Consider the following 13,013-nt stretch of genomic DNA (forward strand, 5'->3'; position numbering starts at 1 on the left):
GGTGCGCCAACCACTTCAAACGCCGCAACAATCGGCGGCGCCAGGGGCGGCGCGGGACGATGCGGCGGCGTATCGGTAAGCCAAGATGACGCAATTCGGTGGTGCTTGATATTTCCGATTGCAGAACGCTACGCTGCCATTTCGGCAGCACCCCTCCCGCGCGGATGGCGCGGGCACGGGCTGCCCGGGGAGCTTGGGGCATGGGGGACGCCGCAGAGGGCGCGCGGGCAGGGGCAAAGCCCGCCCGGCCGCGGGAGCAGGCCCTGTCGCCGGCGCTGCTGGCACGGGTGTTCCACCAGCCCTCCCTCATCTATTTCAATGCGGTGGCCGAGCACCTCTCGGTGCGTGAGGCGGCGCGGCGGCTCAATGTGGCCTCCTCGGCGGTGACGCGGCAGGTCGCGCAGCTGGAGGACGCCCTGGGGCTCGCGCTGTTCCAGCGGGAAGGGCGGCGGCTGAAGCTGGCGCCGGCCGGCGAGATCCTCTATCGCCACAGCCGCCGCCTCACCGGGCCGCTGGAGGCGGCGGTGTCCGAGCTCGACATGCTGCGCGGCCTGCGCACCGGAACGGTGCGGATCGGCGCCGCCGAGAGCATCGGCCTCTCGGTGCTGCCGCCGCTCTTGGACGTGTTCGGCCGGCGCTATCCGCGCCTGTCGCTGGATGTGGCAGTCGTCTCTTCTGCCGAGGTGATGGCGCGGCTGCTGGATGAGCGGATCGACGTGGGCTTCGGCTTCGTCGCCGGCGCGCCCCGGCGCATCGATATCGCGGTGCGGCGGGATCTGCCCATCGGCATCGTCATGCGGCCGGACCATGCCTTGGCGCAACTGCCGGAACTGACGCTTGCCGCCTGCCTGCCGCACCCTTTGGCGGTGGGCAAGCCGGAGATTTCCATCCGCACCGTCATCGAGCCGTTCCTGGATCAACTGGCGCCGGTGCGGCGGCCGCTGGTGGAGGTGGATTCCATCCGCATGCTGGTGGAATTGGCGCTGCGCGGCCATTACGCCTCGGTGATGACGCCATTGGGCGCGGAGAACGAGATCCGCCGGGGCGAGCTGCTGTTCCGGCCGCTGGCCGACGCGGGGCTGCCGAGCAACCGCTTCGGGCTCATGGTGCGGGCCGGGGCGGGCCTGCACTTCGCCTCCGCCGTCTTCTACGAATATGCCAAGCAGTATTTCGAGACCATCGCGCTGCCCGGCGCGCTGCCGCACGACGCCGCGCGCTGATGGCCGCTGGCGCTGGCGTCGCGGTTTGCCGGGGGATAGCGTCCGCCGGTGGCTGTGAGGCCTGCCGCAGCGGTAAGATTTGCCGCTATAGTTCTGGTGAAGACCGGGGCGGCAGGGGCGCGCCGGACATGGGGAAGGGACTGTAGATGCCGTCGGATTGGAGCGTGGTGCGCAGGGTCGCGATCGCGGTGGTGGTGGCGGGAACGCTCTATCTGGCGTGGCAGGTGGTGGATGTGTTCCTCATGGTGTTCGCGGCCATCCTGGTGGCGGTTGCGCTGCATGCCATGGCCGTTCCCTTCGCGCGGGTCACGCGCCTGCAGGAGCAATATGCGGTGTTCCCGGTGGCGCTGCTGCTGCTGTGCGGGTTGATGCTGGCCGGCTATCTGTTCGGCTCCACCGTGCAGGTTCAGGTGGCCGAGCTCCTGCAGGATCTGCCCGGGGCGTGGGAGGTGTTCCAGCAACGTTTCCATCTGAAGGGGGTGATGCCGGACCTGCTGCAGCGGGTGGAGGCGGCGGCGCCGTCCAGCGACACCATTCTGCTGGTGATGCAGAGCCTCACCAGCAACGTGTTCCAATTGCTGCTTGGCCTGTTCCTGGTGGTGGTCGGCGGGCTCTATTTCGCGGTGGAGCCGAAGCTGTACCGCAATCTCTTCCTCGGCTTGTGGGTCGAGGCGGAACGCCCCGCGGTGGCGCGGCGCCTCGGCATCATCGCGGCCGACCTGCGCGGCTTCCTGAAGGCGCAGGTCATCTCCATGATCGTGGTGGGGGCGCTCACCTTCATCGGCCTCACGATTCTGGGCATTCCATCGTCTCTGGCGCTGGCGCTGTTTGCCTGCCTGGCGGAGTTCGTGCCCATGGTGGGGCCGGTGGTGGCTGCGGTTCCCGCGCTGCTGATCGCGCTGACCCTCGGGGTCGATTCGGCCTTGTGGACGCTGCTCGTGTTCGTGGTGGTGCAGCAAACCGAGAGCAATCTCATCACCCCGCTGCTGCAACAGCGCATGGTGTCGCTGCCGCCGGCGGTCACCCTGTTCTCGGTGGTGGTGTTCGGCAGCCTGCTGGGCCCGCTGGGCATTCTGCTGGCGACGCCGCTGACCGTTCTGGCCTTCTCCGCCGTGCGCAAGCACGAGGGGCCCATCGCCGGCTGAGGGGGCGGCCTCGCGCGCCGCGCCGCCCGCGGAGACGCCATCGAAGGCACCGGGCAGGGCCAAGGAAACCGCACCGTTTGCCTTGGCGAGGCGGGCGTGTATGGTCGCGCGCCCGTTGCTTTGAAGAGATTGCCCGTATGGCCCGCGATACCACCGACGCGACCCCCATTTCCGCGCGCGACGAATTGGTTGCCTGGATTGAAAAGGGGTGCAAACGGGAAAGCGCCTTCCGTATCGGCACCGAGCACGAGAAGATCCCCTTCACCCTCGCCCGTCATGAGCCGGTGCCCTACGAGGGGCCCAAAGGCATCCGCAAGCTGCTGGAAGGCATGCGCCTGCTGCTCGGCTGGGAGCCGATCATGGAAGGCGACGTGATCATTGGCCTTGCCGACGTCACCGGCGGCGGCGCCATTTCGCTGGAGCCGGGCGGACAGTTCGAGCTGTCCGGCGCGCCGGTCACCACCATCCACGAGACCTGTGCGGAGCTCAACGCCCATCTCGCCCAGGTGCGGGAAGTGGCGGAGCCGCTGGGCATCGGCTTCCTCGGCATCGGCATGAGCCCCAAGTGGAGCCGCTCCGAGACCCCGGTGATGCCCAAGGGCCGCTACAAGATCATGTCCAACTACATGCCCAAGGTGGGCAAGCTGGGCCTCGACATGATGTTCCGCACCTGTACCGTGCAGGCCAACCTCGACTTCTCCAGCGAGGCGGACATGGTGAAGAAGATGCGGGTGGGCCTGGCATTGCAGCCGGTGGCCACCGCGCTGTTCGCCAACTCCCCCTTTACCGAGGGCCGGCCCAACGGCTTCCTCTCGTTCCGCTCGGAAATCTGGCGCGATACGGACGCGGCCCGGTCCGGCATGCTGCCGTTCGCCTTCGAGGACGGGTTCGGCTTCGAGCGGTACGTGGACTATGCGCTTGATGTGCCTATGTATTTCGTGAAGCGTGGCGACCGCTACATCGACGTGGCCGGCTCCTCCTTCCGGGATCTTCTGGCCGGCCGGCATCCGGCGCTGCCGGGGGAGAGCGCGACGCTCGCCGACTGGATCAACCACCTCTCCACCATCTTCCCGGAAGTGCGCCTGAAGCGCTTCCTGGAGATGCGCGGCGCCGATGCCGGCCCTTGGGCCAAGCTGTGCGCCCTGCCGGCCTTCTGGGTTGGCCTGCTCTACGACCAGCAGAGCCTCGATGCTGCATGGAATCTGGTGAAGGACTGGACGGAGGACGAGCGCCAGCAGCTGCGCGATGACGTGCCACGGCTGGCCCTCCACGCGGAGATTCGCGGCCAGAAGCTGCGCGAGGTGGCGCGCCAGGCCCTGGTGCTGGCCGAGGCGGGGCTGAAGCGGCGCGGCTTCTACGATCGCCAGGGGCGCGATGAAACCCGCTTCCTCCAGCCGCTTGAGGAAGCCGTCTTCTCCGGTCGTTCGCCGGCGGAGGTCTGGCTTGAGCATTTCAATGGTGATTGGTCAGGTTCGGTGGAGCCCATCTTTTCGGAGCTGGCCTACTGATCTGCCGTGATCGCGGCTCTGCCATGCGCAGTTAGCATGGTGGCATTCAACCGTTTTCGGCTTTGCTGGTCCCCGTTTCGACGATTGTCCCTCCGCGCCGCTGGGGGTGCGGTTTCATGCCGACGGTTGCGGGCCGGCAGGGACGGCCGCCGCGGCAGCCTCACAGGTCTTTTGCGTAAACGATGGAGCGTCCGCGCCGGTCCGGGGCGGGCGTGTCCGCGCGTGGGGGCGCAGCGTCGCCTCCATCTGGGAGTTGCCTCATGTCATCCGCCCGCTCACCGCAGGATGCGCCGCTCGGTGCCGCGGAGCTCCTGCTTTATGTCGTGACCGTGCTCATCTTCGGCACGGGGTGGCTGCCGCTGCGCCTGCAGCTGGGCGTGGTGGCGCCGGAGGTGTCGGGGGTCTGGCGCTTTCTGGTGGCCTCAGCGGTGATGTTCGCGGTGCTGCTGATCACCCGTGGCCGCATCCGCTTTCCCTGGCGAGACCATTTGCTGTTCCTGGCCATGGGGGCCAGCCTGTTCTCGGTGAACTTCGTCACCTTCTACCATGCCGGCTACTACCTGCCGTCGGGGCTGCTCTCGGTGGTGTTCGCCTTGGCGGCGGTGTTCATCCCGCTGTTGTCGGCCGTCTTCTTCAAGGTGCCGCTGCATCCGCGGGTCGCCCTGGGGGCGCTGGCGGGGGTGGCCGGACTGGCGCTGGTGTTCGGTCCGTCCATCGGCGCCGGGGAAGGGGCCGGCGGGCTCGGCACCGGCCTCATGCTGAGCCTGGTGGGCACGCTGTCGTTCTCGGTGGGCAGCCTGCTGTCGGGGGTGGCGGCGCGACGCGGCTGTCCGCTGGCGTCCATGAATGCGTGGGGCTTCGTCTATGGCTGCATCATCATGGCGGCGCTGGCGGTGGCGCGGGGCGAGCCCTTCATCGTGGAGTGGAACGTGCGCTACCTCGGCTCGCTCACCTATCTGGTGCTGGCGCAGACCCTGGTGGGCTTCGCCGCCTATCTGGTGCTGATCCGCCGCATCGGCCCCAGCCGGGCGGGCTACACCACCGTCTTGTTTCCGCTGGTGGCGCTGGCGCTGTCCACGGTGTTCGAGGCGTTCCACTGGACCCTCAGCGCGGCGGCGGGAATCGCCTTGGTGCTGGCCGGCGCCCTGCTGGTGCTGTTGCCCCGCGGGCGGCGCCCCCGCGCCGGTTGAGCAGGCGGTATCCCGTTCGTCTCCGGTCATTGCGACTGGCGCATTCGCGGGCAACGGACCGGCCTTGCATACATGACATTTCACGGCAGAACGGCGCGCATTGCTCTGCGCCGTTCTGCCGCACAGCAGCGATGTGGCAAGACGCCGGCTCATGATCGCCGGTGCACCGACGTGGATGCTGGAATATCAGAGGGTTGGGGTTAATTTGATAGGTCCAGACTATCAAATATGACGAATTTATCTATTTCATTTATCCCGATCGTCACCATATGTTGCTTCGCGAAGGCTTCGGCCCTTCTGCACCGCAACCTGACTCAGGGAATTGTCATGTCTCTCGTGAATACCAAGATCAAGCCTTTCAAGACCCAGGCTTTCAAGGATGGCAAGTTCATCGAGGTGAGCGACGCCGACCTCGCGGGCAAGTGGGCCGTGTTCTTCTTCTACCCGGCCGACTTCACCTTCGTCTGCCCCACCGAGCTCGGCGACGTGGCCGACCATTATGCGGAGTTCCAGAAGCTCGGCGTGGAGATCTACTCGGTGTCCACCGACACCCACTTCACCCACAAGGCCTGGCACGACACCTCCGACACCATCGCCAAGATCAAGTACACCATGCTCGGCGATCCCAACCACGAGATCTCGACCAATTTCGAGGTCCTGCGTCCCGGCCAGGGCCTGGCTGATCGCGGCACCTTCATCGTCGATCCCGATGGTGTGATCCAGGCCGTCGAGATCACCGCCGAGGGCATCGGCCGTGACGCCGCCGACCTGCTGCGCAAGGTGAAGGCCGCGCAGTATGTGGCGGCCCACCCCGGCGAGGTGTGCCCGGCCAAGTGGCACGAGGGTGAGAAGACCCTGGCCCCGTCCCTCGATCTCGTCGGCAAGATCTGATCGTCCGACCCTGCGGCCTTCCCCTCCGGGGAGGGCCGCGCCCCCGCCGCGCCCGGCGCGCGGGAGTTCTTTACCCCCATTCCGGAGGATTGCCCGTGCTTGACGAGACGATGAAAGCCCAACTCAAGGCCTATCTGGAGCGGGTGGTCCGGCCGATCGAGATCACCGCTTATGTGGACGACGGCGCCAGGTCCAAGGAGATGATGGACCTGTTGAACGACATCGTTCCGCTCTCCGAAAAGATTTCCCTGAAAGAGGTGCGCGGCGCCGATGCGCGCGTCCCGTCCTTCGCCCTCAGCAGCCCCGGCCAGGACATCCACCTGACCTTCGCTGGCCTGCCCATGGGCCACGAATTCACCTCGCTGGTGCTGGCGCTGCTGCAGACCGGCGGCTATCCGCCCAAGGTCGAGCAGGCGATCATCGACCAGATCAAGGGCCTCGACGGCGACTTCAAGTTCGAGACCTATTTCTCCCAGTCCTGCCAGAACTGCCCGGACGTGGTGCAGGCACTGAACCTCATGGCCGTGCTGAACCCCAAGGTGCAGCACGTGGCCATCGACGGTGCCCTGTTCCAGACCGAGGTGGACGCGCGCCAGGTCATGTCGGTGCCGACCATCTATCTGAACGGCGAAGTGTTCGGCCAGGGCCGCATGGGCGTCGAGGAGATCGTCGCCAAGCTCGACACCGGCGCGGTGGAGCGGGAGGCCAAGCGCCTCGCCACCCTCGATCCGTTCGACGTGCTGGTGGTGGGCGGTGGCCCGGCCGGCGCCGCGGCCGCCATCTATGCCGCCCGCAAGGGCATCCGCACCGGCGTTGCCGCCGAGCGGTTCGGCGGCCAGGTGCTGGATACCATGGCCATCGAGAACTTCATCTCCGTGCCCTACACCGAGGGGCCGAAGCTCGCCGCCGCGCTGGAACAGCATGTGCGTGAGTATGACGTGGAGATCATGAACCTGCAGAAGGGCGTCAAGCTGGTGCCCGGCGAGGATCTGATCGCCATCGAGCTCGCCAATGGCGCGAGCCTCAAGGCGAAGAGCGTCATCCTCTCCACCGGCGCCCGCTGGCGGCAGATGGGCGTGCCTGGCGAGGACACCTATCGCACCAAGGGCGTGGCCTATTGCCCCCATTGCGACGGCCCGCTGTTCAAGGGCAAGCGCGTGGCGGTGATCGGCGGCGGCAATTCCGGTGTCGAGGCGGCCATCGACCTCGCCGGCGTGGTGGCCCATGTCACGCTGTTTGAGTTCGACTCCAAGCTTCGCGCCGATGAGGTGCTGCAGCGCAAGCTGAAGAGCCTGCCCAACGTGGACATCAAGGTCTCCGCCAAGACCACGGAGGTGACCGGCGACGGGTCCAAGGTGAACGGCCTTGTCTATGAGGACCGCACCACGGGCGAGACCCACAAGCTGGAGCTGGAAGGCATCTTCGTGCAGATCGGTCTGTTGCCCAACACCGAATGGCTGAAGGGCGCAGTGGATCTTTCGCCCCGCGGCGAGATCCTGGTGGACGATCGCGGCCAGACCTCGGTGCCCGGCGTGTTCGCCGCCGGCGACTGCACCACCGTGCCCTACAAGCAGATCATCATCGCCATGGGCGAAGGGGCGAAGGCTTCCCTCGCCGCTTTCGACCACCTGATCCGCACCTCCGCTCCCAAGGCGGAGACCAAGGCGGCGTGATCTTGTGCCGGCGCCCGTTGTAACGGGGGCCGGCACTTCACCGCCCCGCGCTGACCGCATATGACCCTGCGTGAGCTGCAATATCTGATCGCGCTGGCCGACCACCGGAATTTTCGGCGGGCGGCGGAGGCGTGCCATGTCAGCCAGCCCACGCTTTCCATGCAGCTCCGCAAGCTCGAGGACGAGCTGGGTGTCGCGCTGGTGGAGCGGGCGCCGCGCAAGGTGATGCTCACTCCAGCCGGTCGCGATGCCGTGGAACGGGCCCGGCGTATTCTCAACGAAGTGGATGAGATGAAGGAGGCCGCCCGCCGCAGCGGCGCGGCCGAGGGCGGCACCCTGCGGCTCGGCGTGTTTCCCACCCTCGGGCCCTATCTTCTACCCCATGTGGTGCCCATGATCCGGGCGCGCTTCCCGCAGCTGGAATTGCTGCTGTTCGAGGAGAAGAGCGCCAATCTGATCGCCCGCCTCGCCGCCGGCACCCTGGACGCGGCCTTTCTCGCCTTGCCGGTGCACGAACCCCATCTGCACGCGGAGTTCCTGTTCGAGGAACCTTTCCTGCTGGCGGTGCCGGGCGACCATGCCCTGGCCAAGCGCGATACGCTGCATCTCGACGAATTGGGCCAGCACAATCTGATGCTGCTGGAGGACGGCCATTGCCTGCGGGATCAGGCCCTGGACGTGTGCCGCCTCTCCGGTGCGCGCGAGAACACGGAGTTTCGCGCCACCAGCCTGGAAACGCTGCGGCAGATGGTGGTGGCCGGGGCCGGCATCACCCTGTTGCCGATGCTGGCCATCAAGGGGCAGCCTCAGGTCACCGAGAACATCCACCTTCTGGATTTCGTCGATTCCCATCCCAGCCGCCAGATCGGCCTGCTCTGGCGCAAGACCTCGGCCATGGCGCCACTGCTCCTGCAAGTGGCCGAGGTGTGCCGGCGCCTGGCGCCGCAGCTGTTGACGCGCGCCGCCTAGCGGGTGGGCGAGGGGCGCGGCTTCAGGACGCCACGTCCACCTTGAACAGCAGGTCGCGGACCCATTCGCGCAGGGGCCCGGGCGCCAGTTTGCCGAGGCGGATCAGCGCCACCAGCGGCCAGGGAAAGCTGATGCGGGACCGGCCCTTCGCCACCGCCGCGGCGATCGTGCCGGCGGCCTTGTCGGCGCTCCATTCGAACGGGCGCCAGCCGGTGTAGCGGGTGCTCATGCCGGTGGCGATGAAGCCCGGGCAGGCCACTGTCACCTGGATGCCGAAGCGCTTGAGCCAGGGCCGGGCGGCCTCTCCCCAGGTCAGAAGGGCTGCCTTGGTGGCGCAATAGGTCGGCTGGTCCGCCAGGGGTTCCAGCGCGGCGAGGGAGGAAATGAGCACGAGCCCGCCCCGGCGGCGCGCCTGCATGGCCGGCAGCAGTGGCAGAATGCAGCCCAGCGCGCCGGCCAGATTGACGTCGATTTGTGCCTGCACTGCCGCCAAGGGCTCCGGCGCGCCACCCGGCCCGAGGCTGGCCTCGATTCCCGCATTGGCGATCACGAGATCCACCGGGCTGGCGGCATCGGCGGTCTGGAGCAGGGCACCGAGGGCCGCTGCGTCACGCACATCGCAACTGTGCCAGGCAACCTCACTGCCGCGTGCGGTGCAGTCGGCGGCCACCTGCTGCAGGCGCGCGGCGTCGCGGGCCAGCAGCAGCAGCCGCGTGCCGGGCGCCGCATAGCGGCGGGCAAGGGCGGCGCCGAGCCCACCGGAGGCGCCGGTGATGACCACATGGCCCGGCGCGCGGCCGCTGCTCATGGCTGGGTTCCACCGAGCGGCTGGGATGACTGAGCTCTGCCCTTCGGCGCGGGGGTCGACCAGATGCGCCGGGCGCTCTCGGCGACGGCGTGGGCGATGCCGTCGTGGGAGAAGAAGCCGCCGTTGACCTGGGTGCGGGCGATCACCACCCGGCGATAGGCTTGCCAGAGGGCGGCATCGGGGGCGGTGGCCTCGGTCCAGAAGGCGTCGAGGGGCCCCTGGAAGGCGAGGCCGGGAATGTCGTAGGTCGCACGGCCCAGAACCTTCAGGGGAATGCCCGCCTCCAGCGCGATGCCAGCCGATGTGGAGTTCACCACCAGGACACCGGCGGAGCCGGCGATCAGCGGCTGGATGTCGCCAGTTTCAATGAAGGTCAGCCGCTCGGCAAGGCCGTGGCGGGCCGCCAGGGCCAGGATCTCACGCTGACGGTCGTGCAGCGTCACGTCGAAGGGGTGGCGCTTCACCAGCAGGCGGCTGTCGGGCGGCGCCGACCGGGCGAACGAGGCGAATACCAGCTCCGTGGCTTCGCCCATGTCGCGGAAGTTGGAATGCACACGGATCTGGAAATCACCGTCCAACTGCAGCGGCAGCACGTAATAAGGCGCGCCGGAGGCCGTGAGGGCGGCGCGCGCGGCGGCATCATGGCGGCCCATGGCACCGGTGCGGGCGAACTGGCGCAGCCAGCCGGCATATTCGACGATGGGGTGGATGACGGTGTGGCGGCGGTAGTGGGGATAGAGCGGCCAGCCGGCCAGCAGGTTGGTGTTCCAGGCCACGTCCCACAGGGCGCGCAGGGCGAACCGGTCGCTGAAGGGCAGGGGCTCGGGCTCCGGGCCCAGGCGGTCCGCCTCCGCGCGGATCGCCTCGGGATCGCGCGGCAGGTCCGAATGGGCGTTCACGCCGGAATGCTCCAGCGTGATCCAATTGGGCCGCAGATAACCTTCCTCGAACAGATGCAGGCGAATGCCGAGCGGCCGCGCGGCCTTGATGGCTTCCGCGTGATAGAAACGGCAATCGCCGAACAGCACCAAGTCAGTCACGCCGAGATCGCGCATCTGCCGTTGGATATGGGAGGGCCACGCGTCCGGCCGGCCGCGATAGCTGCGGGCGCGGCCGGGCCAGAAGGCCCATTCCGCCGCGCACAGATTGATCTTGAGGACCTCCGCGCCCCGCTGCGCCAGCGCCTTGCCGAGCGCGCCATGAAAGCGGGATGCCGCCCCCTGTAGCATCAGCACCACGCGCGCCTCGGGCCGTGCGGTGGGGCTCGCGCCCTGCGCCGACCGCGCCGTGTGCTCCTCCTGCGTCATTTCTGGTCCGTTCCATCCCGTCCCCAACCGCATTGTATCGGCGCGGGGAATCGCAGGTCACCTGAGGTGATGTCTTGAAGCGGCCGTCCTAGCCGCCTTCTTGAGTTGTGTCTTCCAGAAATGAACGACATGGCTGAAAAAGGAGGGCTCCGCTACCGGCCGCCCGGCTTTGCCCAGGCGCCTTGTGAATCAAGGCGGATACTGCCGCTGGGTGACGGCACGAATGTGATGTTGCAGCATTTTTCCGGTGAGCTGCCCGTCTTGCGGCGCATGGCGCGCGGGCCGTCTGCGCACCCGGGTGTCGCGACGGACCCCGAGGACAGGGCGGCACGGACGGGCTCGCAATCCCGTGCCGGGCGCCCATATGGAAACAGAGTGCTCGAGCTCTTCCCGCAGGCTGCGGATGCCGGCAGTGGTTGCCAGCACGGCGACTGGGGGAGTAGTGGAAACCGCAGCATCATGCGGCACTGCCGCACTACGGATTAGGACGACGATGACGGTTCATACGCGGCCCGCCGACGCCAAGAAGCTCATCCATGGCGCCACCGGCGACTGGGAGGTGGTGATCGGCATGGAGGTGCATGCCCAGGTCGCTTCCAATGCCAAGCTCTTTTCCGGCGCCTCCACCGCTTTCGGTGGCGAGCCCAACGACCATGTCTCGCTGGTGGATGCCGCCATGCCGGGCATGCTGCCGGTGATCAACAAGGAATGCGTGGCCCAGGCGGTGCGCACAGGCCTTGGCCTCAAAGCGCAGATCAACCTGCATTCGGTGTTCGACCGGAAGAATTATTTCTATCCGGATCTGCCGCAGGGCTATCAGATCAGCCAGTTCAAATACCCCATCGTCGGCGAGGGTGAGGTGACCGTGGACCTGCCCGACGGCGAGGCCATCGCGGTGGGCATCGAGCGCCTGCATCTGGAGCAGGACGCGGGCAAGTCCATCCATGATCTTTCCCCCACTCAGAGCTTCGTGGACCTCAACCGGTCCGGCGTGGCGCTGATGGAGATCGTGTCGCGTCCCGATCTGCGCTCCTCGGAGGAAGCGAAGGCCTATGTGACCAAGCTGCGCACCATCCTGCGCTACCTTGGCACCTGCGACGGGGACATGGAGAAGGGCAATCTGCGGGCCGACGTGAACGTTTCCGTGCGTCGCCCGGGCGGGCCGCTGGGCACCCGCTGCGAAATCAAGAACGTCAACTCCATCCGCTTCATCGGCCAGGCCATCGAGGTGGAGGCCCGCCGGCAGATCGAGATTCTGGAGGATGGCGGTGCCATCGACCAGGAGACCCGCCTGTTCGACCCCAACAAGGGTGAGACGCGGTCCATGCGCTCCAAGGAAGAGGCGCACGACTACCGCTATTTCCCCGATCCGGACCTGCTGCCGCTCGACATCAAGGCCGAGTTCGTCAGTGATCTGAAGCAGGATCTGCCCGAGCTGCCCGACGAAAAGAAGGCCCGCTTCATCGCCGATTACGGCCTCTCGGCCTATGACGCCGGCGTGCTGGTGGCCGAGCGCGACACCGCCGATTTCTTCGAGAAGGTGGCCAAGGGGCGCGATGGCAGCGGGCGCGATGGCAAGGCGGCGGCCAATTTCGTCATCAACGAAGTGTTCGGCCGGCTGAACAAGGACGGCAAGGACGTCACCACCTCGCCGGTGACGCCGGAGCAGATCGGCGCCATCCTCGACCTCATCGCCGAGGGCACCATCTCGTCCAAGATCGCCAAGGACCTGTTCGAGATCATCTATACTGAAGGCGGCGACCCCAAGGTGGTGGTTGAAGCGCGGGGCATGAAGCAGGTGACGGATACGGGCGCCATCGAGAAGGTGGTGGACGAGATCATCGCCAAGAATCCGGATAAGGTGGCCCAGGTTCAGGCCAAGCCCACCATGCTGGGCTGGTTCGTCGGCCAGGCCATGAAGGCCTCCGGCGGCAAAGCCAACCCCCAGGCGCTGAACGAGATCCTGAAGGCGAAGCTCGGCATCTGAGGCCGGCGTTCGGCTGGCAGAGATCGCCGGCATGCGCCGGTTATCCCGCTGACCACCCCCGCATCACCCTCCGTTCCCTCGCCGCCTCACCGCCGTCGTGCTCCGGCTTGACCGGAGCACCCATTTCCACCCTCAGGGCCGGCGCTTGGCGGTGCGATGGGCCCTCCGGTCAAGCCGGAGGGCGACGGAGGTTGGCAATATTGCTCCCATCACCCTCCGCTCCCTCGCCACCTCATCGCCGTCGTGCTCCGGCTTGACCGGAGCACCCATTTCCACCCTCAGGGCCGGCGCCGACGGAGCGATGGGCCCTCCGGT

The 13,013-nt window shown here is 67.3% G+C and carries 10 protein-coding genes; 8 read left to right on the forward strand and 2 right to left on the reverse strand.

Going from position 1 to position 13,013, the window contains the following annotated elements:
- The first annotated feature begins 200 nt into the window (after window positions 1–200).
- The 7 genes from MEU52_RS19465 (at window position 201) to oxyR (ending at window position 8,596) form a co-directional block, all read left to right on the forward strand.
- Window positions 201–1,220, forward strand: coding sequence for a LysR family transcriptional regulator (locus tag MEU52_RS19465; protein WP_238122992.1), 1,020 nt, complete (start codon window positions 201–203; stop codon window positions 1,218–1,220).
- Between the two features lie 146 nt (window positions 1,221–1,366).
- The gene (locus tag MEU52_RS19470; RefSeq protein ID WP_238122991.1) at window positions 1,367–2,365 is read left to right on the forward strand and encodes an AI-2E family transporter; all 999 of its coding nucleotides are present in this window, start codon (window positions 1,367–1,369) and stop codon (window positions 2,363–2,365) included.
- Window positions 2,366–2,502: 137 nt separating this feature from the next.
- Entirely contained in the window at window positions 2,503–3,873 is a 1,371-nt protein-coding gene (locus MEU52_RS19475) for a glutamate--cysteine ligase (RefSeq protein ID WP_238122990.1), read from the forward strand.
- A gap of 260 nt (window positions 3,874–4,133) precedes the next feature.
- The gene (locus tag MEU52_RS19480) at window positions 4,134–5,063 is read left to right on the forward strand and encodes a DMT family transporter (protein ID WP_238122989.1); all 930 of its coding nucleotides are present in this window, start codon (window positions 4,134–4,136) and stop codon (window positions 5,061–5,063) included.
- A 327-nt stretch (window positions 5,064–5,390) separates the two neighbouring features.
- On the forward strand, window positions 5,391–5,954 hold the full coding sequence (ahpC, locus tag MEU52_RS19485) for an alkyl hydroperoxide reductase subunit C (RefSeq protein ID WP_238122988.1): 564 nt from the start codon (window positions 5,391–5,393) through the stop codon (window positions 5,952–5,954).
- A 95-nt stretch (window positions 5,955–6,049) separates the two neighbouring features.
- On the forward strand, window positions 6,050–7,627 hold the full coding sequence (ahpF, locus tag MEU52_RS19490; protein WP_238122987.1) for an alkyl hydroperoxide reductase subunit F: 1,578 nt from the start codon (window positions 6,050–6,052) through the stop codon (window positions 7,625–7,627).
- Window positions 7,628–7,687: 60 nt separating this feature from the next.
- Window positions 7,688–8,596 (forward strand): DNA-binding transcriptional regulator OxyR, encoded by a 909-nt coding sequence (gene oxyR, locus MEU52_RS19495; protein WP_238122986.1) that lies wholly within the window; start codon window positions 7,688–7,690, stop codon window positions 8,594–8,596.
- A 22-nt stretch (window positions 8,597–8,618) separates the two neighbouring features.
- On the opposite strand, the gene MEU52_RS19500 is transcribed toward oxyR, so the two are convergent.
- Together MEU52_RS19500 and MEU52_RS19505 are read right to left on the reverse strand one after the other, a co-directional pair.
- The gene (locus tag MEU52_RS19500) at window positions 8,619–9,404 is read right to left on the reverse strand and encodes an SDR family NAD(P)-dependent oxidoreductase (protein ID WP_238122985.1); all 786 of its coding nucleotides are present in this window, start codon (window positions 9,402–9,404) and stop codon (window positions 8,619–8,621) included.
- Window positions 9,401–10,711 carry a capsule biosynthesis protein gene (locus tag MEU52_RS19505; RefSeq protein WP_238122984.1) on the reverse strand — a complete coding sequence of 437 codons (1,311 nt, stop codon included), beginning with the start codon at window positions 10,709–10,711 and terminating at the stop codon, window positions 9,401–9,403. Before MEU52_RS19505 ends, MEU52_RS19500 begins: the two co-directional genes overlap by 4 nt.
- A gap of 493 nt (window positions 10,712–11,204) precedes the next feature.
- Between MEU52_RS19505 and gatB the strand changes: the two genes are divergently transcribed.
- On the forward strand, window positions 11,205–12,698 hold the full coding sequence (gatB, locus tag MEU52_RS19510) for an Asp-tRNA(Asn)/Glu-tRNA(Gln) amidotransferase subunit GatB (RefSeq protein WP_238122983.1): 1,494 nt from the start codon (window positions 11,205–11,207) through the stop codon (window positions 12,696–12,698).
- The last annotated feature ends 315 nt before the right edge of the window (window positions 12,699–13,013 follow it).

The organism is Xanthobacter sp. NM-25 (assembly GCF_022138605.1).
Taxonomy (GTDB): Bacteria; Pseudomonadota; Alphaproteobacteria; order Rhizobiales; family Xanthobacteraceae; genus Xanthobacter.